Here is a 26,372-nt window from a genome sequence, read left to right as displayed (position 1 = left end):
AATTCCGCCCGAGAGGCGGTTGCAAACCGAGGGTTTGCACGATTTTCTGGTCACCGCCGCCGGCGTTGACCAAATAAGCAGGTGACCAAGCTGGGGAACGCTGATGGCTTACTCATACACTGAGAAAAAACGTATCCGCAAGGACTTTAGCAAGTTGCCGGATGTCATGGATGTGCCTTACCTCCTGGCCATCCAGCTGGATTCCTATCGCGAATTCCTGCAGCAAGGGGTGAGCAAGGAACAATTCCGTGACATCGGCCTGCATGCGGCCTTCAAATCGGTATTCCCGATCATCAGCTACTCCGGCAACGCTGCCCTGGAGTACGTCGGCTATCGCCTGGGCGAGCCGGCGTTCGACGTCAAGGAGTGCGTCCTGCGTGGCGTGACCTTCGCCGTGCCGCTGCGCGTGAAAGTACGCCTTATCATTTTCGACAAAGAATCGTCGAACAAAGCGATCAAGGACATCAAAGAGCAGGAAGTGTACATGGGCGAGATTCCGCTCATGACCGAGAACGGTACCTTCGTCATCAACGGTACCGAGCGCGTCATCGTGTCCCAGCTGCACCGTTCGCCGGGTGTGTTCTTCGACCACGACCGCGGCAAGACCCACAGCTCGGGCAAGCTGCTGTACTCCGCTCGCATCATTCCTTACCGCGGTTCCTGGCTGGACTTCGAGTTCGACCCGAAGGACGCGGTATTTGTGCGTATCGACCGTCGCCGCAAACTGCCGGCTTCCGTCCTGCTGCGCGCACTCGGCTACAGCACTGAAGAAGTGCTGGATGCCTTCTATGACACCAACGTTTACCACGTGAAGGGCGAGAGCCTGAACCTGGAGCTGGTTCCGCAGCGTCTGCGCGGCGAAGTCGCCGTTCTCGACATCAAGGACGGCAGCGGCAAGGTGATCGTGGAGCAGGGGCGTCGTATCACGGCTCGCCACATCAACCAGCTGGACAAGGCTGGCATCAAAGAGCTGGAAGTTCCGCTCGACTACGTGATTGGCCGTACCACTGCCAAGGCGATCGTGCACCCGGCTACCGGCGAAATCATCGCCGAGTGCAACACCGAGCTGACCGCTGACCTGCTGGTCAAGATGGCCAAGGCGCAGGTGGTTCGCTTCGAGACCCTGTACACCAACGACATCGATTGTGGCCCGTTCATCAGCGACACGCTGAAGATCGACAGCACCACCAATCAGTTGGAAGCGCTGGTCGAGATCTACCGCATGATGCGTCCTGGCGAGCCGCCAACCAAGGATGCTGCCGAGACCCTGTTCAACAACCTGTTCTTCAGCGCCGAGCGTTACGACCTGTCCGCCGTTGGCCGTATGAAGTTCAACCGTCGTATCGGTCGCACCGAGATCGAAGGTTCGGGCGTGCTGAGCAAGGAAGACATCGTTGCCGTACTGAAGACCCTGGTCGATATCCGTAACGGCAAGGGCATCGTCGACGACATCGACCACCTGGGTAACCGCCGCGTACGTTGCGTCGGCGAGATGGCCGAGAACCAGTTCCGCGTTGGCTTGGTGCGTGTAGAGCGCGCGGTCAAGGAACGTCTGTCGATGGCCGAAAGCGAAGGCCTGATGCCGCAAGACCTGATCAACGCCAAGCCGGTTGCGGCGGCGGTGAAAGAGTTCTTCGGTTCCAGCCAGCTCTCGCAATTCATGGACCAGAACAACCCGCTCTCCGAGATCACCCACAAGCGCCGTGTTTCTGCACTCGGCCCAGGCGGTCTGACTCGTGAGCGCGCTGGCTTCGAAGTCCGCGACGTACACCCGACTCACTATGGTCGCGTGTGCCCGATCGAAACGCCGGAAGGTCCGAACATCGGTCTGATCAACTCCCTGGCGGCCTACGCCCGCACCAACCAGTACGGCTTCCTGGAAAGCCCGTACCGCGTGGTCAAGGAAGGTCAGGTTACCGACGAGATCGTGTTCCTGTCCGCCATCGAAGAAGCCGATCATGTGATCGCTCAGGCATCCGCTACCCTGAACGACAAGGGTCAGCTGATCGACGAGTTGGTTGCCGTACGTCACCTCAACGAGTTCACCGTCAAGGCGCCGGAAGACGTCACCCTGATGGACGTTTCGCCGAAGCAGGTTGTTTCCGTTGCTGCCTCGCTGATTCCGTTCCTCGAGCATGACGACGCCAACCGTGCACTCATGGGTTCGAACATGCAGCGCCAGGCTGTACCGACTCTGCGTGCTGACAAGCCGCTGGTAGGTACCGGCATGGAGCGCAACGTCGCCCGTGACTCCGGCGTCTGCGTCGTGGCCCGCCGTGGCGGCGTGATCGACTCGGTCGACGCCAGCCGTATCGTGGTTCGCGTCAATGACGACGAAGTCGAAACTGGCGAAGCCGGTGTCGACATCTACAACCTGACCAAGTACACCCGCTCCAACCAGAACACCTGCATCAACCAGCGTCCGCTAGTGAGCAAGGGTGATCAGGTAGCGCGTGGCGACATCATGGCCGACGGCCCGTCCACCGACATGGGTGAACTGGCGCTGGGTCAGAACATGCGCGTGGCGTTCATGCCGTGGAACGGCTTCAACTTCGAAGACTCCATCTGCCTGTCCGAGCGCGTGGTTCAGGAAGATCGCTTCACCACGATCCACATCCAGGAACTGACCTGTGTGGCGCGTGACACCAAGCTCGGCCCAGAGGAAATCTCCTCTGACATCCCGAACGTTGGCGAAGCTGCGCTGAACAAGCTGGATGAAGCCGGTATCGTCTACGTCGGTGCCGAAGTTGGCCCGGGCGACATCCTGGTCGGTAAGGTCACCCCGAAAGGTGAGACCCAGCTGACTCCGGAAGAGAAGCTGCTGCGTGCGATCTTCGGTGAGAAGGCGTCCGACGTTAAGGACACCTCCCTGCGTGTGCCGACTGGCACCAAGGGTACCGTGATCGACGTGCAGGTCTTCACCCGTGACGGCGTGGAGCGCGACTCGCGTGCCCTGTCCATCGAGAAGATGCAGCTGGACGAGATCCGCAAAGACCTCAACGAAGAGTTCCGCATCGTCGAAGGCGCAACCTTCGAGCGTCTGCGTTCCGCTTTGGTTGGCGCGACTGCCGAAGGCGGCGCTGGTCTGAAGAAAGGCACTGTGATCACCGACGAGTTCCTCGACGGTCTCGAGCGTGGCCAGTGGTTCAAACTGCGCATGGCCGAAGACGCTCTGAATGAGCAGTTGGAGAAGGCTCAGGCCTACATCTCCGACCGCCGTCAGATGCTCGACGACAAGTTCGAAGACAAGAAGCGCAAGCTGCAGCAGGGCGATGACCTGGCTCCGGGCGTACTGAAGATCGTTAAGGTCTACCTGGCCATCCGCCGTCGCATCCAGCCGGGTGACAAGATGGCCGGTCGTCACGGTAACAAGGGTGTCGTCTCGGTGATCATGCCGGTCGAAGACATGCCGCACGACGCCAACGGTACTCCGGTCGACATCGTGCTGAACCCGCTGGGCGTACCGTCGCGTATGAACGTCGGTCAGATTCTCGAAACCCACCTGGGCCTCGCGGCCAAGGGCCTGGGCGAGAAGATCAACCGCATGCTCGAAGAGCAGCGCAAGATCGCCGAGCTGCGCAAGTTCCTCGCCGAGATCTACAACGAGATCGGTGGCCGTCAGGAAAACCTCGACGAGTTCTCCGATACCGAGATTCTCGAGCTGGCGAAGAACCTCAAAGGCGGTGTACCGATGGCAACTGCCGTGTTCGACGGTGCCAAGGAAACCGAGATCAAGGCCATGCTGAAGCTGGCTGATCTGCCGGAGAGCGGCCAGATGCGCCTGTTCGACGGTCGTACCGGTAACCAGTTCGAGCGCCCGACCACCGTCGGCTACATGTACATGCTCAAACTGAACCACCTGGTGGACGACAAGATGCACGCCCGTTCCACTGGTTCCTACAGCCTGGTTACCCAGCAGCCGCTGGGTGGTAAGGCGCAGTTCGGTGGTCAGCGTTTCGGGGAGATGGAGGTCTGGGCGCTGGAAGCCTATGGCGCCGCCTACACCCTGCAGGAAATGCTGACCGTGAAGTCGGACGACGTGAACGGCCGTACCAAGATGTACAAGAACATCGTGGATGGCGATCACCGTATGGAGCCGGGCATGCCCGAGTCCTTCAACGTACTGATCAAAGAGATCCGTTCGCTCGGCATCGATATCGATCTGGAAACCGAATAACACGACGTGAATCGGCAGCGGGGCTAGTCCAGCCCGCTGCCCGCTCCGCCAGGAGGAAAGGCCTTGAAAGACCTATTGAATTTGCTGAAAAACCAGGGTCAGATCGAAGAGTTCGACGCCATCCGTATCGGATTGGCCTCGCCTGAGATGATCCGTTCGTGGTCGTTCGGTGAAGTTAAAAAGCCGGAAACCATCAACTACCGTACCTTCAAGCCAGAGCGCGATGGCCTGTTCTGCGCCAAGATCTTTGGCCCGGTAAAGGACTACGAGTGCCTGTGCGGTAAGTACAAGCGCCTCAAGCACCGCGGTGTGATCTGCGAGAAGTGCGGCGTTGAAGTGGCCCTGGCCAAGGTTCGTCGTGAGCGCATGGCGCACATCGAACTGGCCTCGCCGGTTGCCCACATCTGGTTCCTGAAGTCGCTGCCGTCCCGTATCGGCCTGCTGATGGACATGACCCTGCGTGACATCGAGCGCGTGCTCTATTTCGAGAGCTACGTCGTGATCGACCCGGGCATGACCACCCTTGAGAAGGGTCAGCTGCTGAACGACGAGCAGTACTTCGAAGCTCTCGAAGAGTTCGGTGACGACTTCGACGCGCGCATGGGCGCCGAGGCCGTTCGCGAGCTGCTGCACGCCATCGACCTGGATCACGAGATCGGCCGCCTGCGTGAAGAGATTCCGCAGACCAACTCCGAGACCAAGATCAAGAAGCTGTCCAAGCGCCTGAAGCTGATGGAAGCGTTCAAGGACTCCGGCAACCTGCCAGAGTGGATGGTGCTGACCGTTCTGCCGGTTCTGCCGCCGGATCTGCGCCCGCTCGTTCCGCTCGATGGTGGCCGTTTCGCCACGTCCGACCTGAACGACTTGTATCGCCGCGTGATCAACCGTAACAACCGCCTGAAGCGCCTGCTCGATCTGTCCGCGCCGGACATCATCGTGCGCAACGAAAAGCGCATGCTGCAGGAAGCGGTCGACGCCCTGCTCGACAACGGCCGTCGCGGTCGCGCCATCACTGGCTCGAACAAGCGTCCGCTGAAGTCGCTGGCTGACATGATCAAAGGTAAGCAAGGTCGCTTCCGTCAGAACCTGCTCGGTAAGCGCGTGGACTACTCCGGTCGTTCCGTTATTACCGTAGGCCCGACCCTGCGTCTGCACCAGTGCGGTCTGCCGAAGAAGATGGCCCTCGAACTGTTCAAGCCGTTCATTTTCGGCAAGCTGGAAATGCGTGGTCTGGCGACCACCATCAAGGCTGCCAAGAAGATGGTCGAGCGTGAGCTGCCGGAAGTGTGGGACGTTCTCGCTGAAGTGATTCGCGAACACCCCGTACTGCTCAACCGTGCACCGACCCTGCACCGTCTGGGCATCCAGGCGTTCGAACCGGTACTGATCGAAGGTAAAGCGATTCAGCTGCACCCGCTGGTCTGCGCCGCGTACAACGCCGACTTCGACGGTGACCAGATGGCCGTTCACGTGCCGCTGACGCTGGAAGCCCAGCTCGAAGCGCGCGCGCTGATGATGTCGACCAACAACATCCTGTCGCCCGCCAACGGTGAGCCGATCATCGTTCCGTCGCAGGACGTGGTACTGGGTCTGTACTACATGACCCGCGAAGCCGTTAACGCCAAGGGCGAAGGTCGCGTATTCGCCGACCTGCAGGAAGTCGACCGCGTGTTCCGCGCGGGCGAAGCGTCCCTGCACGCCCGTGTAAAGGTGCGTATCAACGAAACCATCAAAGAGAAAGATGGTTCGATCACCAAGAACACCCGCATCGTCGACACCACTGTCGGCCGTGCGCTGCTGTTCCAGATCGTACCGGCCGGCCTGTCCTACGACGTGGTCAACCAGTCGATGAAGAAGAAGGCGATCTCCAAGCTGATCAACCAGTGCTACCGCACTGTGGGTCTGAAGGACACCGTCATCTTCGCTGACCAGCTGATGTACACCGGTTTCGCTTACTCGACCATCTCCGGTGTGTCGATCGGCGTGAACGACTTCGTCATCCCGGACGAGAAGGCGCGCATCATCGACGCCGCCACCGAGGAAGTGAAGGAAATCGAATCGCAGTACGCCTCCGGCCTGGTTACCCAGGGCGAGAAGTACAACAAGGTGATCGACCTGTGGTCAAAGGCTAACGATGAAGTCTCCAAGGCGATGATGGCCAACCTCTCGAAAGAGCCGGTTGTCGATCGCGAAGGCAAGACCGTCGAGCAGGAGTCCTTCAACTCCATGTACATGATGGCGGACTCCGGTGCTCGTGGTAGCGCCGCCCAGATCCGTCAGCTGGCCGGTATGCGTGGTCTGATGGCCAAGCCGGACGGCTCCATCATCGAAACACCGATCACCGCGAACTTCCGCGAAGGTCTGTCGGTTCTGCAGTACTTCATCTCCACCCACGGTGCTCGTAAGGGTCTGGCGGATACCGCACTGAAGACCGCGAACTCCGGTTACCTGACTCGTCGTCTGGTCGACGTGGCCCAGGATCTGGTGGTGACCGAGATCGATTGCGGTACCGAGCACGGTCTGCTGATGACGCCGCACATTGAAGGCGGCGACGTGGTCGAGCCGCTGGGTGAGCGCGTACTGGGTCGAGTGATCGCCAAGGACGTGTTCAAGCCTGGCACCGAGGACGTTATCGTTCCGGCCGGCACCCTGATCGACGAGCAGTGGGTCGAGTTCATCGAGCTGAACAGCGTCGACGAAGTGGTCGTGCGTTCGCCGATCACCTGCGAAACCCGCTTCGGCATCTGCGCCAAGTGCTACGGCCGCGATCTGGCTCGTGGTCACCAGGTCAACATCGGTGAAGCAGTCGGCGTTATCGCTGCCCAGTCCATCGGTGAGCCGGGTACCCAGCTGACCATGCGTACCTTCCACATCGGTGGTGCTGCAAGCCGTACTTCGGCTGCCGACAGCGTCCAGGTGAAGAACGGTGGTGCGATCCGTCTGCACAACCTCAAGCACGTCGAGCGCGTGGACGGCAATCTGGTAGCGGTTTCCCGCTCCGGTGAGCTGGCTGTGGCTGACGAGTTCGGTCGTGAGCGTGAGCGCTACAAGCTGCCGTACGGTGCAGTGATTTCCGTGAAGGAAGGTGACAAGGTCGACGCTGGCGCCATCGTCGCCAAGTGGGACCCGCACACCCACCCGATCGTGACCGAAATGAAGGGTATCGTGACCTTCGTCGGCATGGAGGAGGGCATCACCATCAAGCGCCAGACCGACGAACTGACCGGTCTGACCAACATCGAGGTTCTCGATCCGAAGGATCGTCCGGCTGCTGGCAAGGACATTCGTCCGGCCATCAAGATGGTCGACGCCAACGGCAAGGAACTGCTGCTGCCGGGTACCGACGTTCCCGCTCAGTACTTCCTGCCAGCCAACGCCCTGGTCGGTGTGGCTGACGGTGCGCAGATCGCGGTCGGTGACGTTATCGCCCGTATCCCGCAAGAGACCTCGAAAACTCGCGACATCACCGGTGGTCTGCCGCGCGTTGCCGACCTGTTCGAAGCCCGTCGTCCGAAGGAAGCTTCGATCCTGGCGGAAATCAGCGGCACCATTTCGTTCGGTAAAGAGACCAAGGGCAAGCGTCGTCTGGTCATCACCCCGACCGATGGCAGCGATCCGTACGAGGAGCTGATTCCGAAGTGGCGTCACCTGAACGTCTTCGAAGGCGAACAAGTGAACCGCGGCGAAGTTATCTCCGACGGCCCGAGCGATCCGCACGACATCCTGCGTCTGCTGGGTGTGAGCGCGCTGGCCAAGTACATCGTCAACGAGATCCAGGACGTTTACCGTCTGCAGGGCGTGAAGATCAACGACAAGCACATCGAGACCATCCTGCGTCAGATGCTGCGTAAGGTTGAGATCTCCGAGTCCGGCGATTCGTCCTTCATCAAGGGCGACCAGATGGAGCTCACCCAGGTTCTGGGCGAGAACGAGCGTCTGGCTGAAGAGGACAAATTCGTCGCCAAGTACACCCGCGTACTGCTGGGTATCACCAAGGCGTCGCTGTCCACCGAGTCGTTCATCTCGGCAGCGTCCTTCCAGGAAACCACTCGCGTCCTCACCGAGGCAGCGGTTACTGGCAAGCGCGACTACCTGCGTGGTCTGAAAGAGAACGTGGTCGTGGGTCGCCTGATTCCGGCCGGTACCGGTCTGGCCTATCACAGCGAGCGCAAGCGCAAGCGTGATGCCGACAAGCCGGTACGTGTCAGCGCCAGTGAGGTGGAAGCCGCACTGACCGAAGCGCTGAACTCCAGCGGAAATTGAGTCGAAGCCTCGCTAGTTCGCTAGCGGGGCTTTGCCTTGACTGGGGGCTTGAGTCTCTTTAGACTCATGCACCCCTAAATTTGGCAGGGCGATTGGCTCTGCCATCTTTATTTGTAAGCGTCGAAAGACAACAGTGGAGCTAGTAGATGGCAACTATCAACCAGCTGGTACGTCAGCCGCGTAAGCGTATCGTCGAGAAATCCGACGTGCCTGCGCTGCAGAACTGCCCGCAGCGTCGTGGCGTGTGCACCCGCGTGTACACCACCACGCCGAAAAAACCTAACTCGGCACTGCGTAAAGTGTGCCGCGTGCGTCTGACCAACGGCTACGAAGTGTCTTCGTACATCGGCGGTGAAGGCCACAACCTGCAAGAGCACAGCGTCGTGCTGATCCGTGGCGGTCGTGTAAAAGACCTTCCGGGTGTGCGCTACCACACCGTGCGTGGTTCGCTGGATACCTCCGGCGTTAAAGACCGTAAGCAGGGTCGTTCCAAGTACGGTACCAAGCGTCCGAAATAAGGCCGCTTGATCCTTTTTATTTAGTTGAGTCGATAAGAGTAAGGTCGGGCGCGGCATTCGTCGTTGGTCCCGAGCTAACCTGAAGACCGTTTGAGGGCTTATCAATGCCAAGACGTCGTGTAGCAGCCAAGCGTGAGATCCTGGACGATCCGAAATACGGAAGCCAGATCCTCGCCAAATTCATGAACCACGTGATGGAAAGCGGCAAGAAGGCCGTGGCCGAGCGCATCGTTTACGGTGCTCTGGACACTGTCAAAGCACGCAAGAACAGCGATCCCCTGGAGATCTTCGAGAAAGCTCTCGACGCCATCGCTCCGCTGGTCGAAGTCAAGTCCCGCCGTGTAGGCGGTGCTACCTACCAGGTTCCGGTCGAAGTTCGTCCGTCCCGTCGTAACGCTCTGGCAATGCGCTGGCTCGTAGACTACGCCCGCAAGCGCGGCGAGAAGTCCATGGCTCTGCGTCTGGCTGGTGAGTTGCTGGATGCCGCTGAAGGCAAAGGCGCTGCTGTCAAGAAGCGTGAAGACGTGCACCGTATGGCTGAAGCCAACAAGGCTTTCTCGCACTACCGCTTCTAATCCCGGCTCCACTAACCTTGCGAGGGCTTTATGGCTCGTAATACAGCAATTAACCGCTACCGTAACATCGGTATCTGTGCCCACGTTGACGCGGGCAAGACCACCACTACCGAGCGGATCCTGTTCTACACAGGCCTGAGCCACAAGATGGGCGAGGTGCATGATGGCGCCGCGACCACCGACTGGATGGTTCAGGAGCAGGAGCGTGGTATTACCATTACTTCTGCTGCCATCACCACGTTCTGGAAGGGTTCGGTTGGTCAGTACGACAACTACCGCGTAAACGTCATCGATACCCCCGGTCACGTTGACTTCACCATCGAAGTAGAGCGCTCGCTGCGCGTACTCGACGGCGCTGTCGTTGTGTTCTGCGGTACCTCGGGCGTTGAGCCGCAGTCCGAAACCGTATGGCGTCAGGCCAACAAATACGGTGTTCCGCGTATCGTCTACGTGAACAAGATGGACCGCGCTGGTGCCAACTTCCTGCGCGTCGTCGGTCAGATCAAGAATCGTCTGGGTCACACCCCGGTTCCAATTCAGATCGCCATCGGTTCGGAAGAGAACTTCGCTGGTCAGGTCGACTTGATCAAGATGAAGGCCATCTACTGGAACGATGACGACAAGGGTACTACCTATCGTGAGGAAGAGATTCCTGCCGAGCTGGTGGACCTGGCCAACGAGTGGCGCTCGAACATGGTCGAAGCTGCTGCCGAAGCCAACGAAGAGCTGATGAACAAGTACCTTGAAGAAGGTGATCTGTCCGTCGAAGACATCAAGGCTGGTCTGCGTGCCCGTACTCTGGCAAGCGAGATCGTTCCTGCTGTCTGCGGCTCCTCGTTCAAGAACAAGGGTGTTCCCCTGGTTCTCGATGCCGTCATCGACTTCCTGCCCGCTCCGACCGAGATCCCTGCCATTCAGGGTATCCATCCGGATCACATTGAGCAGGGTGACGAAGCGCCGAAAGACGAGCGTCACGCTGACGACAGCGAGCCGTTCTCGGCTCTGGCGTTCAAGATCGCTACCGACCCGTTCGTCGGTACGCTGACTTTCGTTCGTGTCTATTCGGGCGTTCTGGAGTCTGGCCAATCGGTCATCAACTCCGTGAAGGGCAAGAAAGAGCGTGTTGGTCGTATGGTGCAGATGCACGCCAACCAGCGTGAAGAGATCAAAGAAGTACGCGCTGGCGACATCGCTGCTCTGATCGGCATGAAGGACGTCACCACTGGTGAAACCCTATGTGATCCGGACAAGCCGATCATCCTCGAGCGTATGGACTTCCCGGAGCCGGTCATCTCGGTAGCTGTAGAGCCGAAGACCAAGGCTGACCAGGAGAAGATGGGTATCGCGCTGGGCAAGCTGGCTCAGGAAGACCCGTCGTTCCGCGTCAAGACCGATGAAGAGACTGGTCAGACCATCATCTCCGGTATGGGTGAGCTGCACCTGGACATTCTCGTTGACCGCATGAAGCGCGAGTTCAACGTTGAGGCCAACATTGGTAAGCCGCAGGTTTCCTACCGTGAAACCATCACCAAGGACAATGTCGAGATCGAAGGCAAGTTCGTTCGTCAGTCCGGTGGTCGCGGTCAGTTCGGTCACTGCTGGATTCGCTTCTCGACTCCGGACGTGGACGACAAGGGCAACATCACCGAAGGTCTGGTGTTCACCAACGAAGTCGTGGGCGGTGTGGTTCCGAAGGAATACATCCCGGCGATCCAGAAGGGTATCGAAGAGCAGATGAAGAACGGCGTCGTTGCCGGCTATCCGCTGATCGGCCTGAAGGCTACCGTGTTCGATGGTTCCTACCACGACGTCGACTCCAACGAGATGGCGTTCAAGATCGCTGCCTCCATGGCGACCAAGCAGCTGGCCCAAAAGGGCGGCGGCAAGGTGCTCGAGCCGATCATGAAGGTGGAAGTGGTAACTCCTGAGGACTACATGGGTGACGTGATGGGTGACCTGAACCGTCGTCGTGGTCTGATCCAGGGTATGGAAGATTCGGTATCCGGTAAGGTAATCCGTGCCGAAGTTCCGCTGGGCGAGATGTTTGGTTACGCTACCGACGTTCGTTCCATGTCCCAGGGTCGCGCCAGCTACTCCATGGAATTCTCCAAGTACGCAGAAGCTCCGTCGAACATCGTCGAAGCTCTGGTTAAAAAACAAGGCTAATCCCGCCCTTTAAGTAAGAGGTTTACTGTCGTGGCTAAGGAAAAATTCGAACGTAACAAACCGCACGTCAACGTCGGCACCATCGGTCACGTTGACCACGGTAAGACCACTCTGACCGCTGCTCTGACCCGTGTCTGCTCCGAAGTATTCGGTTCGGCCCGTGTTGACTTCGACAAGATCGACAGCGCGCCGGAAGAGAAGGCTCGTGGTATCACCATCAACACTGCGCACGTAGAGTACGATTCCACCATTCGTCACTACGCGCACGTTGACTGCCCGGGTCACGCCGACTATGTGAAGAACATGATCACCGGTGCTGCCCAGATGGACGGCGCGATCCTGGTCTGCTCGGCTGCCGACGGCCCCATGCCGCAAACCCGTGAGCACATCCTGCTGTCCCGTCAGGTTGGCGTACCGTACATCGTTGTCTTCCTGAACAAGGCTGACATGGTTGACGACGCTGAGCTGCTGGAGCTGGTCGAGATGGAAGTTCGCGACCTGCTGAGCACCTACGATTTCCCGGGTGACGACACTCCGATCATCATCGGTTCCGCGCTGATGGCGCTGAACGGCGAAGACACCAACGAGATGGGCACCACTGCCGTCAAGAAGCTGGTTGAAACGCTGGATACCTACATCCCTGAGCCGGTTCGTGCCATCGACCGTCCGTTCCTGATGCCGATCGAAGACGTATTCTCGATCTCCGGCCGCGGTACTGTTGTGACCGGTCGTGTAGAGCGCGGTATCGTCAAGATCCAGGAAGAAATCGAAATCGTTGGTCTGCGTCCGACCACCAAAACTACCTGCACCGGCGTTGAGATGTTCCGCAAGCTGCTGGACGAAGGTCGTGCTGGTGAGAACTGCGGCGTGCTGCTGCGCGGCACCAAGCGTGATGAAGTCGAGCGTGGTCAGGTTCTGGCCAAGCCGGGCACCATCAAGCCGCACACCAAGTTCGAAGCTGAAGTATACGTTCTGTCCAAAGAAGAAGGTGGTCGTCACACCCCGTTCTTCAAAGGCTACCGTCCTCAGTTCTACTTCCGTACCACTGACGTGACCGGTTCGTGCGAACTGCCGGAAGGCGTTGAGATGGTAATGCCGGGCGACAACATCAAAATGGTTGTCACCCTGATCAAGCCGATCGCCATGGAAGACGGCCTGCGCTTCGCAATTCGCGAAGGTGGTCGTACCGTTGGTGCTGGCGTGGTTGCCAAGATCGTCGAGTAATCAACGATCCGCGGTATAGAAAAGGGCCCTGCGGGGCCCTTTTCTTTTGGATTGGTTAAAAGTTGACACCCCCAGGGGGCATCCGTACAATTGCGCCTCCCTTGAACGGGCGTAGTCCGTCTGTGGGGATTAGCAGCTTGGAATCTGAGGTCAAAATGCAAAACCAACAAATCCGTATTCGGTTGAAGGCTTTTGACCATCGCCTGATCGATCAATCTACCCAGGAAATCGTGGAAACCGCGAAACGTACTGGTGCTCAGGTGCGTGGTCCGATTCCTCTGCCTACTCGTAAGGAGCGGTATACCGTTCTGGTCTCCCCGCACGTCAACAAAGACGCGCGCGATCAGTACGAAATCCGCACTCATAAGCGCGTTCTGGACATCGTCCAGCCGACGGATAAAACCGTTGATGCGCTGATGAAGCTCGACCTTGCGGCAGGCGTGGAAGTGCAGATCAGCCTCGGCTAAAACCTGGCGGTTTTAGTCGTGTAACGCTCTGAAATGGGCGGCCATAGCGGGTGAAAGCCCCGTACACTCATGAGGTTTACAACATGACTATTGGTGTAGTCGGTCGTAAAGCGGGTATGACCCGTATTTTCACCGAAGAAGGTGTCTCCATTCCGGTTACGGTCATTGAGATCGAGCCGAATCGCGTCACCCAGTTTAAAACCGAAGAATCCGATGGCTATCGCGCAGTGCAAGTCACTGTTGGCAAGCGTCGTGCTTCGCGTGTCACAGCAGCTCAAGCTGGCCACTTCGCCAAGGCGAACGTCGCGGCAGGTCGTACCGTTCTGGAGTTCCGTCTTGAAGAAGGCGACTACCAGGCTGGCGATCTGATCAACGCTGAAATTTTCCAAGCTGGTCAACTGGTGGATGTCACCGGTCAGTCCAAAGGTAAAGGCTTCGCCGGTACCATCAAGCGTTGGAACTTCCGCGGCCAGGACAACACTCACGGCAACTCCGTGTCCCACCGTGTTCCGGGTTCCATTGGCCAGTGCCAGACCCCGGGTCGCGTATTCAAGGGCAAGAAGATGTCCGGTCACCTGGGTGCCGAGCGCGTTACCGTTCAGTCCCTGGAAGTCGTACGCGTAGACGCCGAGCGTAACCTGCTGCTGGTCAAGGGTGCCGTTCCTGGCGCTACTGGCGGCGACGTTATCGTTCGTCCGGCTGTCAAGGCGTAAGGGGAGAATCTGAGATGCAATTGAATGTAAATGGCGCTCAGGCGATCGAAGTGTCCGATGCGACCTTCGGTGGCGAGTTCAACGAGACCCTGGTTCACCAAGCAGTCGTGGCCTACATGGCTGGCGGCCGTCAGGGTACCAAAGGCCAGAAGTCCCGTTCCGACGTTTCCGGTGGCGGCAAGCGCCCGTGGCGTCAGAAAGGCACCGGTCGTGCTCGTGCTGGTACCACTCGTGGTCCGATCTGGCGTGGCGGTGGCGTGACCTTCGCAGCGTCCACCCGTAACCATGATCAAAAGCTGAACAAGAAGATGTACCGCGCAGCTCTGCGCTCCATCCTTGCTGAGCTGGTTCGTACCGACCGTCTGGTCGTAGTCGAAGACTTCGCCGTTGATGCGCCGAAGACCAAGACTCTGCTGGCCAAACTCAATGGCCTGGGCCTGACCGACGTGCTGATCGTATCCGACGCTGTCGATGAGAACCTGTACCTGGCTGCCCGCAACCTGCCGCACGTTGATGTACGTGACGTTCAGGGTTCCGATCCGGTCAGCCTGATCGCGTACGAGAAGGTGCTGGTCACCGTTTCGGCCGTGAAGAAATTCGAGGAGCTGCTGGGATGAACCAGGAACGCGTATTCAAAGTGCTGCTTGGCCCGCACATCTCCGAGAAGGCCACGGTTCTGGCTGACAAGCAAGGTCAGTTCGTTTTCAAAGTCGCTACCGATGCGACCAAGCTGGAAATCAAGAAGGCTGTCGAAGGCCTGTTCGGCGTGAAGGTTGAGCGTGTTACTACTCAGAACGTTCTGGGTAAGAGCAAGCGCACCGCTCGCGGTCTGGGCAAGCGTAACGACTGGAAGAAGGCAGTTATCTCCCTTCAGCCGGGCCAAGAACTCGATTTCACCAGCAGTGCTGAGTAAGGAAGGGGTGCATCATGGCAATCGTTAAATGCAAACCGACTTCCGCTGGCCGCCGTTTTGTGGTCAAGGTGGTCAATCAGGAGCTGCACAAAGGCGCTCCGTACGCTCCGCTGCTCGAGAAAAAGTCGAAGTCCGGTGGTCGTAACAACAATGGCCGTATTACCACCCGTCATATCGGTGGTGGTCATAAACAGCATTACCGTCTGGTCGACTTCCGTCGCAACGACAAGGATGGCATCCCTGCCACCGTCGAGCGCGTGGAATACGATCCGAACCGTACTGCTCACATCGCTCTGCTGAAATACGCTGACGGCGAACGTCGCTACATCATCGCTCCGAAGGGCGTATCTGCTGGCGACCAGCTGATTGCGGGCATCATGGCTCCGATCAAGTCGGGCAACAGCCTGCAGCTGCGCAACATTCCGGTAGGTTCGACCGTTCACGGTATCGAGCTGAAACCGGGTAAAGGTGCTCAGATCGCTCGTTCCGCTGGCGCTTCCGCTCAGGTGGTCGCTCGTGAAGGTGCCTATGTGACTCTGCGTCTGCGCTCCGGCGAAATGCGCAAAGTCCTGTCCGAGTGCCGTGCGACCCTGGGCGAAGTCTCGAACTCCGAGCACAGCCTGCGTTCGCTGGGTAAGGCCGGTGCCAAGCGCTGGCGCGGTGTTCGTCCGACCGTTCGTGGTGTTGCCATGAACCCGGTTGATCACCCGCACGGTGGTGGTGAGGGTCGTACCTCCGGTGGTCGTCATCCGGTGTCGCCATGGGGCTTCCCGACCAAGGGCGCGAAAACCCGTGCTAACAAGCGCACCGACAACATGATCGTCCGTCGTCGCAAGTAAATAGAGGGATACGACAGTGCCACGTTCTCTGAAAAAAGGTCCTTTTATCGATCTTCACCTACTGAAGAAGGTCGAAGCGGCGGTGGAAAAGGGCGAGCGCAAACCGGTTAAGACCTGGTCGCGTCGCTCCATGATCCTGCCGCAGATGGTCGGTCTGACCATTGCTGTGCATAACGGTCGTCAACATGTCCCGGTCCTCGTGAACGAAGACATGGTCGGCCACAAACTGGGCGAATTTGCCGGCACGCGTACCTATCGTGGTCACGTTGCCGACAAGAAAGGCAAGCGTTAAGGGGTTTGGAAATGGAAGTAGCCGCTAAGTTGTCGGGCGCTCGCATCTCCGCCCAGAAAGCTCGCCTGGTCGCCGACCAGATCCGCGGGAAGAAGGTGGGCGAAGCGCTCAACCTGCTGGCTTTCAGCAGCAAGAAAGCCGCCGAGATCATGAAGAAAGTGCTGGAGTCGGCCGTTGCCAACGCCGAGCACAACGAAGGCGCAGACGTTGATGACCTGAAGGTCAGCACCGTTTTCGTCAACGAAGGGCGTTCGCTTAAGCGCATCATGCCGCGTGCCAAAGGCCGTGCTGATCGCATCGTCAAGCGGTCTTGCCATATCACTGTCAAGGTTGCGGACAAGTAACGGAGTCGATCAGATGGGTCAGAAAGTACATCCCGTTGGCATCCGCCTGGGAATCGTCAAGGATCACACTTCGGTTTGGTATGCAGATGGTCGCACTTACGCCGACTACCTGAATGCCGACCTGAAGGTTCGTGCATACCTGCAAGACAAACTAAAAAGCGCGTCCGTTAGCCGTATCGACATCGCTCGCCCGGCTCAAACCGCACGCATCACCATCCACACCGCTCGTCCCGGCATCGTGATCGGCAAGAAAGGTGAAGATGTTGAGAAGCTGCGTCAGGACCTGACCAAGCAAATGGGTGTGCCGGTGCACATCAACATCGAAGAGATCCGCAAGCCGGAACTCGACGGTATGCTGGTTGCACAGAGCGTAGCTCAGCAGCTGGAGCGCCGCGTAATGTTCCGTCGCGCCATGAAGCGCGCCGTACAGAACGCCATGCGTATTGGTGCCAAGGGCATCAAGATCCAGGTGAGTGGTCGTCTTGGTGGCGCTGAAATCGCCCGTACCGAGTGGTATCGCGAAGGTCGTGTGCCCCTGCACACCCTGCGTGCAGATATCGATTACGCCACCTACGAAGCGCACACCACTTACGGTGTGATCGGCGTCAAGGTTTGGATCTTCAAGGGTGAGGTCATTGGTGGCCGCACTGAAGAGCTGAAGCCGCAAGCGCCCGCTCCTCGTAAAGCTGCTAAGAAATAAGGAGTACGCATCATGTTGCAACCAAAGCGTACGAAGTTCCGCAAGCAGATGACCGGCCACAACCGTGGTCTGGCTCAGCGCGGTAGCAAGGTCAGCTTCGGCGAGTTCGCGCTGAAGTCTGTAGCCCGCGGTCGTCTCACCGCCCGTCAGATCGAGTCCGCTCGTCGTGCTCTGACTCGTCACGTAAAACGTGGCGGCAAGATCTGGATTCGCGTATTCCCGGACAAGCCGGTTACCAAGAAGCCTCTCGAAGTGCGTATGGGTAAAGGTAAGGGTGGCGTCGAATATTGGGTAGCCCAGATCCAGCCAGGTAAAGTCCTGTACGAGATCGAAGGCGTTTCCGAAGAGCTGGCGCGTGAGGCTTTCGCCCTGGCTGCTGCAAAGCTGCCGCTCGCCACCACCTTTGTTAAGCGGACGGTGATGTGATGAAAGCGACCGAACTTCGTGAAAAAACCGCACAGCAACTGAACGAGCAACTGCTCGGTCTGCTGCGCGACCAGTTCAATCTGCGTATGCAGAAAGCAACTGGCCAGTTGGGGCAGTCTCACCTGCTCTCGCAAGTTAAGCGCGACATCGCTCGTGTGAAAACTGTGCTCAACCAGCAGGCAGGTAAGTGATCATGGCTGAAGCCGAAAAAACAGTCCGTACGCTGACCGGCCGTGTTGTCAGCGACAAGATGGACAAGACCATCACCGTTCTGATCGAGCGCCGCGTCAAGCACCCGATCTACGGTAAATACGTCAAGCGTTCGACCAAACTGCACGCTCACGACGAAACCAACCAGTGCAAGATCGGCGACAAGGTTTCCATTTGCGAAACCCGTCCGCAGTCCAAGACCAAGTCCTGGGCTCTGGTTGAAGTCGTCGAACGCGCAGTTGACGTCTAAGGGCTAGGGGTCGGAGAAATTTTATGATTCAGACTCAATCCATGCTCGATGTTGCTGACAACAGCGGTGCACGTCGCGTTATGTGCATCAAGGTGCTGGGTGGCTCTCATCGTCGCTACGCCGGCATCGGCGACATCATCAAGGTCACCGTCAAGGAAGCAATTCCGCGCGGCAAAGTGAAGAAAGGTCAGGTCATGACCGCAGTGGTTGTTCGTACCCGTCACGGCGTTCGTCGTGCCGACGGTTCGATCATCCGCTTCGACGGCAACGCTGCTGTTCTGCTGAACAACAAGCAAGAGCCGATTGGTACCCGTATCTTCGGGCCAGTGACCCGTGAACTGCGTTCCGAGAAGTTCATGAAGATCGTCTCGCTCGCCCCTGAAGTGCTTTAAGGAGATCCGACATGCAAAAGATTCGTCGTGACGACGAGATCATCGTGATCGCCGGTAAAGACAAAGGTAAGCGCGGTAAGGTGCTCAAGGTTCTCGCTGACGACCGTCTGGTCGTCGGTGGCATCAACCTGGTGAAGCGTCATACCAAGCCGAACCCGATGTCGGGCGTTCAAGGCGGTATCGTCGAGAAAGAAGCGCCTCTGCACGCTTCCAACGTTGCCATCTTCAACTCTGAAACCAACAAGGCTGACCGCGTTGGCTTCAAGACCGAAGACGGCAAGAAAATTCGTGTCTTCAAGTCCACCCAGAAGCCGGTTGGCGCTTGAGAATCCGTAGGTAAATACCATGGCACGACTGAAAGAGATTTACCGGAAGGAAATCGCGCCCAAGCTGAAGGAAGAACTGAAGCTGGCGAACGTGATGGAAGTTCCGCGCATCACCAAGATCACCCTGAACATGGGCCTGGGCGAAGCTATCGGTGACAAGAAGATCATCGAAAACGCTGTAGCCGACCTCGAGAAGATCACCGGTCAGAAAGTCGTTGTGACTCATGCCCGTAAGTCGATCGCAGGTTTCAAGGTTCGTGAAGGTTGGCCGATTGGCGTCAAGGTCACTCTGCGTCGCGAGCGTATGTACGAGTTCCTGGATCGTCTGCTGTCCATCTCCCTGCCGCGCGTGCGTGACTTCCGCGGCCTGAATGCCAAGTCCTTCGATGGCCGTGGCAACTACAGCATGGGCGTGAAAGAGCAGATCATCTTCCCGGAAATCGATTACGACAAAATCGATGCGCTGCGTGGTCTGGACATCACCCTGACTACCACTGCCCGTAACGATGATGAAGGCCGCGCTCTGCTGCGTGCTTTCAACTTCCCGTTCCGCAACTGATCGGAGTCCTGGACAATGGCCAAGACAAGCATGAAGAACCGCGAGCTGAAGCGTCAGCAAACGGTTGCCAAGTACGCCAAGAAGCGTGCCGAGCTGAAAGCTACCATCGCTAATCCGAACACCAGTCCGGAAGCGCGTTGGGAAGCCCAGGTCGCTCTGCAGAAGCAACCACGTGACGCCAGCGCCTCGCGCCTGCGTAACCGTTGCCGCATCACCGGCCGTCCGCACGGCGTTTATCGCAAGTTCGGTCTGTCGCGTAACAAGCTGCGCGAAGCCGCCATGCGCGGTGACGTACCGGGTCTGGTGAAAGCCAGCTGGTAATCAGCAGTCGCTAAAAGCAAAGCCGGCCTTGTGCCGGCTTTGCCTTTTATTGAACAAGCCCCTTTTGGGGCTTGCTTCATTTTTGATCGGTCTCTAGAATGTCCGGCTCTCCTGAGCCTGGCATTTCCATGCCGAGCTTTTGGATGATCCCACAGCCCTCGGGCTGTTCTTTTTGTATCAGGAGCGTCTAGCCCATGAGTATGCAGGACCCGTTAGCGGACATGCTAACTCGTATCCGTAATGCCCAGATGGCTGAAAAGTCCGTCGTAAGCATGCCTTCTTCCACTCTGAAGGTTGCCGTAGCCAAAGTTCTCAAAGACGAAGGTTACATTGCGGGTTATGAAGTCAATGGTGAAGCCAAGCCACAACTGTCCATCGAGCTGAAGTACTTCGAAGGCCGTCCGGTCATCGAGGAAGTCAAGCGCGTGAGCCGTCCTGGCCTTCGTCAGTACAAATCCGTCGATGACCTGCCGAAGGTTCGCGGCGGTCTCGGTGTTTCCATCGTCTCCACCAACAAAGGTGTGATGACGGATCGCGCTGCGCGCGCTGCCGGTGTCGGCGGCGAAGTGCTCTGCACCGTGTTCTAAGGGGGGGATAAGCATGTCTCGCGTTGCTAAGAACCCCGTAGTGCTGCCAGCTGGTGTCGAGATCAAACTCGCCGGTCAGCAGCTCTCGGTCAAGGGTGCCAAGGGCGCTCTGGAACTGAATGTTCACTCGTCCGTTGAAGTGATCCAGGAAGGTAGCGAACTGCGTTTCGCCGCTCGTAATGGCGACCAGCAGAACCGCGCTATGGCCGGTACTACTCGCGCCCTGGTGAACAACATGGTCATCGGTGTCAGCCAAGGCTTCGAGCGTAAGCTGCAGCTGGTCGGCGTGGGCTACAAAGCTCAAGCCAAAGGCCAGGTGCTGAACCTCGCACTGGGCTTCTCCCACCCGATCGACTACGAACTGCCGGAAGGCGTCGTGGCTGAAACCCCGAACCAGACCGAAATCCTGATCAAGGGTATCGACAAGCAACTGGTGGGTCAGGTGGCTGCGGAAATCCGTGACTTCCGTCGTCCTGAGCCCTACAAGGGCAAAGGCGTTCGTTACGCGGATGAAGTTGTCCGTCGTAAAGAAGCCAAGAAGAAGTAAGGGGCTGAAAAATGACCGACAAAAAAGTTACTCGTCTGCGTCGCGCTCGCAAAGCACGCCTGAAAATGCACGAGCTCGAAGCCGTGCGTCTGTGCGTGTACCGCTCTTCGCAGCACATCTACGCCCAGGTCATCTCGGCCGACGGCAGCAAGGTTCTGGCCAGCGCCTCTACCTTGGACAAAGCACTGCGTGATGGCGCCACCGGCAACGTCGACGCAGCCAAGAAAGTTGGTGCGCTGGTTGCTGAGCGTGCGAAAGCCGCTGGTGTGACCCAGGTGGCATTCGACCGTTCTGGCTTCAAGTACCACGGCCGCGTCAAGGCGCTGGCTGATGCTGCTCGTGAAGGCGGGCTGGAGTTCTAAGTTATGGCAAATAACGACCAAAAGCGCGACGAAGGCTACATCGAGAAGCTGGTTCAGGTTAACCGCGTTGCCAAGACCGTAAAGGGTGGCCGTATCTTCACTTTCACCGCGCTGACCGTGGTGGGTGATGGTAAGGGTCGCGTCGGTTTCGGCCGTGGCAAATCCCGTGAAGTTCCAGCTGCTATCCAGAAAGCGATGGAAGCTGCTCGTCGTAACATGATCCAAGTTGATCTGAACGGCACCACTCTGCAGTACCCGGTCAAGTCCGCTCATGGCGCCTCCAAGGTGTACATGCAGCCGGCGTCCGAAGGTACCGGTATCATCGCCGGCGGCGCCATGCGTGCCGTTCTGGAAGTGGCTGGTGTGCAGAACGTTCTGGCCAAGTGCTACGGCTCGACCAATCCGGTGAACGTGGTTCATGCCACCTTCAAGGGTCTGAAGACCATGCAGTCTCCAGCATCCGTTGCAGCCAAGCGTGGCAAGAGCGTCGAGGAGATTCTCTAACCATGGCTAATACCGTCAAAGTGACTCTGATCAAGAGCACCAATGGCCGTCTGGCCAATCACAAAGCTTGCGTCAAGGGCCTGGGCCTGCGTCGCATCGGTCACACCGTAGAGGTTCTGGATACTCCGGAAAACCGCGGCATGATCAACAAGGCTTACTACCTGCTGAAGGTGGAGGGTTAATCATGCAACTGAACGATCTGCGTTCCGCGCCGGGTGCCCGTCGCGAGAAGCACCGTCCGGGCCGTGGCATCGGTAGCGGTCTGGGTAAGACTGGTGGCCGTGGCCACAAAGGTCAGACCTCCCGCTCCGGTGGCTCCATCGCTCCGGGCTTCGAGGGTGGTCAGCAGCCGCTGCACCGCCGTCTGCCGAAGTTCGGCTTCGTCTCCCTGAAGGCTATGGATCGCGCCGAAGTGCGTACCTCCGAGCTGAACAAGGTAGAGGGTGTTGTAACTCTGCAGGCTCTGAAGGATGCCAATCTGGTTGGCCAGCACGTGCAGCGTGTGAAAATCATGCTGTCCGGTGAGGTTACCCGTGCGGTCACCCTGAAAGGTATCGCTGCCACCAAAGGTGCGCGTGCGGCTATCGAAGCAGCTGGCGGTAAGTTCGAGGAATAAATGGCTAAGCAAGGTGCTCTCTCTGCTCTGGCTGGTGGCGGGTTGTCCGAACTCTGGGCTCGTCTGCGTTTTCTGTTCATGGCGATCATCGTCTATCGAATCGGCGCGCATATCCCAGTTCCCGGTATAAACCCTGACCGTCTGGCCGATCTGTTTCGACAGAATGAGGGGACCATTCTTAGCTTGTTCAACATGTTTTCCGGCGGCGCGCTGGAGCGGATGAGCATCTTTGCACTGGGGATCATGCCGTACATCTCGGCATCGATCATCATGCAGCTGATGACCGCCGTCAGCCCGCAGCTGGAGCAGTTGAAGAAGGAAGGTGAAGCTGGCCGTCGCAAGATCAGCCAGTACACCCGCTACGGCACACTCGTCCTGGCGTTCGTTCAGGCCATCGGTATGTCCGCTGGTCTGGCTAGCCAGGGCGTTGCGTTCTCGGGCGATTTCGGCTTCCACTTCGTGGCGGTCACCACTTTCGTGGCGGGCGCGATGTTCATGATGTGGCTGGGCGAGCAGATCACTGAGCGCGGTGTCGGTAACGGTATCTCGATGCTGATTTTTGCGGGCATCGTAGCCGGTCTGCCGTCGGCAATCGGGCAGTCTTTCGAGTCTGCTCGCCAGGGCGATATCAACATCTTCGCTCTGATCGCCATCGGCCTGTTGGCAGTAGCGATCATCGGTTTTGTGGTGTTCATCGAGCGTGGTCAGCGTCGCATTGCGGTGCACTACGCCAAGCGTCAGCAGGGCCGCAAGGTCTTTGCTGCGCAGACCAGCCACTTGCCGTTGAAGGTGAACATGGCGGGCGTAATCCCGGCCATCTTCGCTAGCAGCCTTCTGCTGTTCCCGGCCTCGCTGGGTGCCTGGTTTGGTCAGTCCGAGGGTTTGGGCTGGCTGCAGGACATTTCGCAGGCTATCGCTCCTGGTCAGCCGTTGAACATTTTGCTGTTTAGTGCAGGGATCATTTTCTTCTGCTTCTTCTACACAGCGCTGATGTTCAACCCGAAAGACGTAGCGGAAAACCTGAAGAAGTCCGGTGCCTTTATTCCGGGCATCCGTCCGGGCGAGCAGTCTGCGCGCTATATCGATGGCGTTCTGACTCGCTTGACCATGTTCGGTGCTCTGTACATGACGGCCGTGTGCCTGCTGCCCCAGTTCCTGGTGGTTGCAGCCAACGTTCCGTTCTACCTTGGCGGGACCTCGTTGCTGATCGTGGTCGTGGTTGTGATGGACTTCATGTCTCAAGTGCAATCGCACCTCGTGTCTCACCAGTACGATTCCCTGATGAAGAAAGCCAACCTGAAGGGCTATGGCAGCGGCATGCTCCGCTGATCCACCCGTAAGGTTCGAGGAGTTGGTAATGAAAGTTCGTGCATCGGTGAAAAAGCTGTGCCGTAACTGCAAAATTATCCGTCGCGAAGGTGTCGTGCGGGTGATCTGCAGCGCAGAGCCGCGTCACAAGCAGCGCCAAGGCTGAGTGTGAACCACGCGTGATAAGCCCGGCAGCTAGTGCGCTGCCGGGTTGATTATTTGTTATTACAGCGTTAATATCTCGCGCCCTATTTCTTGGCTTCCGGGGCGTAGGTAGCTGTCAATTGGAGTTCCACTGAATGGCCCGTATTGCAGGCGTTAACATTCCGGATAACAAGCACACTGTTATCTCGCTGACCTACATCTTTGGTGTTGGTCGCACCACTGCACAGAAAATCTGTGCCGCTACCGGTGTAAATCCGGCTGCGAAAATCAAGGATCTGACTGACGAGCAGATCGAACAGCTGCGTGGCGAAGTAGCCAAGGTGAATACCGAAGGCGACCTGCGTCGTGAAGTGAATATGAAGATCAAGCGCTTGATGGATCTGGGTTGCTACCGCGGCCTGCGTCATCGTAAAGGTCTGCCGGTTCGCGGTCAGCGTACCAAGACCAACGCTCGCACCCGTAAGGGCCCGCGTAAGCCGATCCGCAAGTAATCGCATTCGCGAATCGACAGGAATTTAGTCATGGCAAAACCTGCTGCTCGTACTCGTAAAAAAGTCAAAAAGACAGTGGTTGATGGCATCGCCCACATCCATGCGTCTTTCAACAACACTATCGTGACCATTACCGACCGTCAGGGTAACGCCCTGTCCTGGGCTACCTCCGGTGGTTCGGGTTTCCGCGGCTCGCGTAAGTCCACTCCATTCGCTGCCCAGATCGCCGCTGAGCGTGCTGGTCAGGCTGCACTGGAATACGGTCTGAAGAACCTCGACGTCAACGTCAAAGGTCCAGGTCCGGGTCGCGAATCCGCCGTGCGTGCTCTGAACGCCTGCGGCTACAAAATCGCCAGCATCACCGACGTGACGCCAATCCCGCACAACGGGTGCCGTCCGCCGAAGAAGCGTCGCGTGTAATCAGGAGACAGTGAGAAATGGCTCGTTACATTGGTCCCAAATGCAAACTGTCTCGTCGTGAAGGCACCGATCTCTTCCTGAAGAGTGGTGTTCGCGCGCTTGAATCTAAGTGCAACATCGAAGCAGCTCCGGGTATCCACGGCCAGCGCCGTGGCCGTCAGTCCGACTACGGCACCCAGCTGCGTGAGAAGCAAAAAGTTCGTCGTATCTACGGCGTACTGGAGCGTCAATTCAGCGGTTACTACAAGCAAGCTGCCAGCCAGAAAGGCGCCACCGGCGAGAATCTACTGCAACTGCTGGAGTGCCGTCTGGACAACGTGGTTTACCGTATGGGTTTTGGCGCTACTCGTGCCGAGTCCCGTCAGCTGGTTTCGCACAAAGCGATCAGCGTCAACGGTCAGACCGTAAACGTACCGTCCTACCAAGTTAAGGCTGGCGACGTCGTTGCTGTTCGCGAGAAATCGCGCAATCAGCTGCGCATCGCTCAGGCTCTCGAGCTCTGCGCCCAACGTGGCCGTGTTGAGTGGGTAGAAGTAGACGCCGAGAAGAAGTCTGGTGTGTTCAAGAACGTACCGGCTCGTGGCGATCTGTCCGCTGACATCAACGAGAGCCTGATTGTCGAGCTCTACTCCAAGTAAGGGCTAGAAAATAGGTGCATCCATGCAGATTTCGGTAAATGAGTTCCTGACCCCCCGTCACATTGATGTGCAGGAGGTCAGTTCGACCCGCGCCAAGATCACCCTCGAGCCTCTCGAGCGTGGCTTTGGCCATACCCTGGGCAACGCGCTGCGTCGCATCCTGTTGTCCTCCATGCCTGGCTGTGCAGTAGTCGAGGCCGAGATCGATGGCGTACTCCATGAGTACTCCGCGATCGAAGGTGTGCAGGAAGATGTCATTGAGATCCTGCTCAACCTGAAAGGTCTGGCTATCAAGCTGCACGGCCGTGACGAAGTGACCCTGACTCTGGCTAAAAAGGGCCCGGGCGTAGTTACCGCTGCCGATATTCAGCTGGATCACGATGTCGAAATCGTCAATGGCGACCACGTAATCGCCAACCTGGCCTCCAATGGCGCGCTGAACATGAAGCTGACCGTAGCTCGTGGTCGCGGCTATGAGCCGGCTGACGCGCGTCAGAGCGACGAAGATGAAAGCCGCAGCATTGGTCGCTTGCAGCTGGATGCTTCGTTCAGCCCTGTGCGTCGGGTTGCTTACGTGGTGGAAAACGCCCGTGTCGAGCAGCGCACCAACCTGGACAAACTGGTTATCGACTTGGAAACCAACGGTACTCTGGACCCTGAAGAGGCTATCCGTCGTGCCGCGACCATTCTGCAGCAGCAGTTGGCCGCGTTCGTCGACCTCAAAGGTGACAGTGAGCCTGTGGTGGTCGAGCAGGAAGACGAGATCGATCCGATCCTGCTGCGCCCTGTTGATGACCTGGAACTGACCGTACGTTCGGCCAACTGCCTCAAGGCAGAGAACATCTACTACATCGGTGACCTGATTCAGCGCACTGAAGTAGAGCTGCTCAAAACCCCGAACCTGGGCAAGAAATCCCTGACCGAAATCAAGGATGTTCTGGCTTCTCGCGGTCTGTCCCTCGGTATGCGCCTCGACAACTGGCCGCCGGCAAGTCTGAAGAAAGACGATAAGGCTACTGCCTGATCGTCATCATCACCGAACGAACAAGTTTGGTAAGG

The 26,372-nt window shown here is 58.1% G+C and carries 33 protein-coding genes; all 33 read left to right on the top strand.

Annotated features, from left to right (window positions below; genetic code table 11):
• Window positions 1-103: 103 nt before the first annotated feature.
• The 33 genes from rpoB (at window position 104) to AAEQ75_RS05185 (ending at window position 26,337) form a co-directional block, all read left to right on the top strand.
• A complete protein-coding gene (rpoB, locus tag AAEQ75_RS05345; protein WP_256832752.1) occupies window positions 104-4,177 on the top strand; it encodes a DNA-directed RNA polymerase subunit beta in 4,074 nt (1,357 codons plus the stop codon).
• A gap of 63 nt (window positions 4,178-4,240) precedes the next feature.
• The gene (rpoC, locus tag AAEQ75_RS05340) at window positions 4,241-8,440 is read left to right on the top strand and encodes a DNA-directed RNA polymerase subunit beta' (protein ID WP_143504855.1); all 4,200 of its coding nucleotides are present in this window, start codon (window positions 4,241-4,243) and stop codon (window positions 8,438-8,440) included.
• A gap of 146 nt (window positions 8,441-8,586) precedes the next feature.
• Window positions 8,587-8,958, top strand: coding sequence for a 30S ribosomal protein S12 (gene rpsL / locus AAEQ75_RS05335; RefSeq protein WP_004373429.1), 372 nt, complete (start codon window positions 8,587-8,589; stop codon window positions 8,956-8,958).
• Between the two features lie 104 nt (window positions 8,959-9,062).
• The gene (rpsG, locus tag AAEQ75_RS05330; protein WP_003246741.1) at window positions 9,063-9,533 is read left to right on the top strand and encodes a 30S ribosomal protein S7; all 471 of its coding nucleotides are present in this window, start codon (window positions 9,063-9,065) and stop codon (window positions 9,531-9,533) included.
• 30 nt (window positions 9,534-9,563) lie between these two features.
• Window positions 9,564-11,699: an elongation factor G gene (fusA, locus tag AAEQ75_RS05325; RefSeq protein ID WP_013717349.1), complete on the top strand. Its 2,136-nt coding sequence runs from the start codon at window positions 9,564-9,566 to the stop codon at window positions 11,697-11,699.
• 30 nt (window positions 11,700-11,729) lie between these two features.
• Window positions 11,730-12,923, top strand: coding sequence for an elongation factor Tu (gene tuf / locus AAEQ75_RS05320; protein ID WP_143504852.1), 1,194 nt, complete (start codon window positions 11,730-11,732; stop codon window positions 12,921-12,923).
• 155 nt (window positions 12,924-13,078) lie between these two features.
• Window positions 13,079-13,390: a 30S ribosomal protein S10 gene (gene rpsJ, locus AAEQ75_RS05315; protein ID WP_003463313.1), complete on the top strand. Its 312-nt coding sequence runs from the start codon at window positions 13,079-13,081 to the stop codon at window positions 13,388-13,390.
• Between the two features lie 83 nt (window positions 13,391-13,473).
• A complete protein-coding gene (rplC, locus tag AAEQ75_RS05310) occupies window positions 13,474-14,103 on the top strand; it encodes a 50S ribosomal protein L3 (protein ID WP_343351075.1) in 630 nt (209 codons plus the stop codon).
• 14 nt (window positions 14,104-14,117) lie between these two features.
• Window positions 14,118-14,720 carry a 50S ribosomal protein L4 gene (rplD, locus tag AAEQ75_RS05305; RefSeq protein ID WP_092377955.1) on the top strand — a complete coding sequence of 201 codons (603 nt, stop codon included), beginning with the start codon at window positions 14,118-14,120 and terminating at the stop codon, window positions 14,718-14,720.
• The gene (gene rplW, locus AAEQ75_RS05300; RefSeq protein ID WP_003463306.1) at window positions 14,717-15,016 is read left to right on the top strand and encodes a 50S ribosomal protein L23; all 300 of its coding nucleotides are present in this window, start codon (window positions 14,717-14,719) and stop codon (window positions 15,014-15,016) included. Before rplD ends, rplW begins: the two co-directional genes overlap by 4 nt.
• Before the next feature lie 14 nt (window positions 15,017-15,030).
• Window positions 15,031-15,855, top strand: coding sequence for a 50S ribosomal protein L2 (rplB, locus tag AAEQ75_RS05295; RefSeq protein ID WP_343351074.1), 825 nt, complete (start codon window positions 15,031-15,033; stop codon window positions 15,853-15,855).
• Window positions 15,856-15,871: 16 nt separating this feature from the next.
• Complete coding sequence (gene rpsS / locus AAEQ75_RS05290) at window positions 15,872-16,147, top strand: 30S ribosomal protein S19 (protein ID WP_003463302.1); 276 nt, start codon at window positions 15,872-15,874, stop codon at window positions 16,145-16,147.
• An 11-nt stretch (window positions 16,148-16,158) separates the two neighbouring features.
• Entirely contained in the window at window positions 16,159-16,491 is a 333-nt protein-coding gene (rplV, locus tag AAEQ75_RS05285) for a 50S ribosomal protein L22 (RefSeq protein WP_003103908.1), read from the top strand.
• A gap of 13 nt (window positions 16,492-16,504) precedes the next feature.
• The gene (rpsC, locus tag AAEQ75_RS05280; protein ID WP_017675617.1) at window positions 16,505-17,191 is read left to right on the top strand and encodes a 30S ribosomal protein S3; all 687 of its coding nucleotides are present in this window, start codon (window positions 16,505-16,507) and stop codon (window positions 17,189-17,191) included.
• Between the two features lie 12 nt (window positions 17,192-17,203).
• Window positions 17,204-17,617: a 50S ribosomal protein L16 gene (rplP, locus tag AAEQ75_RS05275; protein WP_003243901.1), complete on the top strand. Its 414-nt coding sequence runs from the start codon at window positions 17,204-17,206 to the stop codon at window positions 17,615-17,617.
• Window positions 17,617-17,808: a 50S ribosomal protein L29 gene (rpmC, locus tag AAEQ75_RS05270; RefSeq protein WP_003463299.1), complete on the top strand. Its 192-nt coding sequence runs from the start codon at window positions 17,617-17,619 to the stop codon at window positions 17,806-17,808. The genes rplP and rpmC overlap by 1 nt, the downstream gene beginning before the upstream one ends.
• A gap of 2 nt (window positions 17,809-17,810) precedes the next feature.
• On the top strand, window positions 17,811-18,077 hold the full coding sequence (gene rpsQ, locus AAEQ75_RS05265) for a 30S ribosomal protein S17 (RefSeq protein ID WP_003463297.1): 267 nt from the start codon (window positions 17,811-17,813) through the stop codon (window positions 18,075-18,077).
• A gap of 23 nt (window positions 18,078-18,100) precedes the next feature.
• On the top strand, window positions 18,101-18,469 hold the full coding sequence (gene rplN / locus AAEQ75_RS05260) for a 50S ribosomal protein L14 (RefSeq protein ID WP_003243907.1): 369 nt from the start codon (window positions 18,101-18,103) through the stop codon (window positions 18,467-18,469).
• 11 nt (window positions 18,470-18,480) lie between these two features.
• Entirely contained in the window at window positions 18,481-18,795 is a 315-nt protein-coding gene (gene rplX / locus AAEQ75_RS05255) for a 50S ribosomal protein L24 (RefSeq protein ID WP_017675615.1), read from the top strand.
• A gap of 19 nt (window positions 18,796-18,814) precedes the next feature.
• Complete coding sequence (gene rplE, locus AAEQ75_RS05250) at window positions 18,815-19,354, top strand: 50S ribosomal protein L5 (protein ID WP_017675614.1); 540 nt, start codon at window positions 18,815-18,817, stop codon at window positions 19,352-19,354.
• Window positions 19,355-19,369: 15 nt separating this feature from the next.
• Window positions 19,370-19,675, top strand: coding sequence for a 30S ribosomal protein S14 (rpsN, locus tag AAEQ75_RS05245; RefSeq protein ID WP_003463288.1), 306 nt, complete (start codon window positions 19,370-19,372; stop codon window positions 19,673-19,675).
• 194 nt (window positions 19,676-19,869) lie between these two features.
• Entirely contained in the window at window positions 19,870-20,262 is a 393-nt protein-coding gene (gene rpsH / locus AAEQ75_RS05240) for a 30S ribosomal protein S8 (protein WP_003243915.1), read from the top strand.
• Between the two features lie 13 nt (window positions 20,263-20,275).
• Entirely contained in the window at window positions 20,276-20,809 is a 534-nt protein-coding gene (rplF, locus tag AAEQ75_RS05235; protein ID WP_017675613.1) for a 50S ribosomal protein L6, read from the top strand.
• Between the two features lie 11 nt (window positions 20,810-20,820).
• A complete protein-coding gene (rplR, locus tag AAEQ75_RS05230) occupies window positions 20,821-21,171 on the top strand; it encodes a 50S ribosomal protein L18 (protein WP_017675612.1) in 351 nt (116 codons plus the stop codon).
• Window positions 21,172-21,174: 3 nt separating this feature from the next.
• Window positions 21,175-21,675: a 30S ribosomal protein S5 gene (gene rpsE, locus AAEQ75_RS05225; RefSeq protein WP_099526267.1), complete on the top strand. Its 501-nt coding sequence runs from the start codon at window positions 21,175-21,177 to the stop codon at window positions 21,673-21,675.
• A 2-nt stretch (window positions 21,676-21,677) separates the two neighbouring features.
• A complete protein-coding gene (gene rpmD, locus AAEQ75_RS05220) occupies window positions 21,678-21,857 on the top strand; it encodes a 50S ribosomal protein L30 (protein ID WP_003243922.1) in 180 nt (59 codons plus the stop codon).
• A gap of 2 nt (window positions 21,858-21,859) precedes the next feature.
• A complete protein-coding gene (gene rplO, locus AAEQ75_RS05215) occupies window positions 21,860-22,291 on the top strand; it encodes a 50S ribosomal protein L15 (protein WP_343351073.1) in 432 nt (143 codons plus the stop codon).
• Complete coding sequence (secY, locus tag AAEQ75_RS05210) at window positions 22,292-23,620, top strand: preprotein translocase subunit SecY (protein WP_099526269.1); 1,329 nt, start codon at window positions 22,292-22,294, stop codon at window positions 23,618-23,620.
• A 28-nt stretch (window positions 23,621-23,648) separates the two neighbouring features.
• Window positions 23,649-23,765, top strand: coding sequence for a 50S ribosomal protein L36 (rpmJ, locus tag AAEQ75_RS05205; protein ID WP_002555468.1), 117 nt, complete (start codon window positions 23,649-23,651; stop codon window positions 23,763-23,765).
• Between the two features lie 133 nt (window positions 23,766-23,898).
• Window positions 23,899-24,255 (top strand): 30S ribosomal protein S13, encoded by a 357-nt coding sequence (rpsM, locus tag AAEQ75_RS05200; protein ID WP_003463275.1) that lies wholly within the window; start codon window positions 23,899-23,901, stop codon window positions 24,253-24,255.
• 30 nt (window positions 24,256-24,285) lie between these two features.
• Complete coding sequence (gene rpsK / locus AAEQ75_RS05195) at window positions 24,286-24,675, top strand: 30S ribosomal protein S11 (protein WP_003243933.1); 390 nt, start codon at window positions 24,286-24,288, stop codon at window positions 24,673-24,675.
• A 17-nt stretch (window positions 24,676-24,692) separates the two neighbouring features.
• On the top strand, window positions 24,693-25,313 hold the full coding sequence (gene rpsD, locus AAEQ75_RS05190) for a 30S ribosomal protein S4 (RefSeq protein ID WP_017675608.1): 621 nt from the start codon (window positions 24,693-24,695) through the stop codon (window positions 25,311-25,313).
• 22 nt (window positions 25,314-25,335) lie between these two features.
• Window positions 25,336-26,337, top strand: coding sequence for a DNA-directed RNA polymerase subunit alpha (locus AAEQ75_RS05185; RefSeq protein ID WP_099526271.1), 1,002 nt, complete (start codon window positions 25,336-25,338; stop codon window positions 26,335-26,337).
• Window positions 26,338-26,372: the final 35 nt, after the last annotated feature.

The organism is Pseudomonas sediminis, from assembly GCF_039555755.1.
GTDB lineage: Bacteria > Pseudomonadota > Gammaproteobacteria > Pseudomonadales > Pseudomonadaceae > Aquipseudomonas > Aquipseudomonas mendocina_D.
Note: the sequence above shows the minus strand (reverse complement) of the source record. Positions and strands in the feature narration are given on the sequence as shown.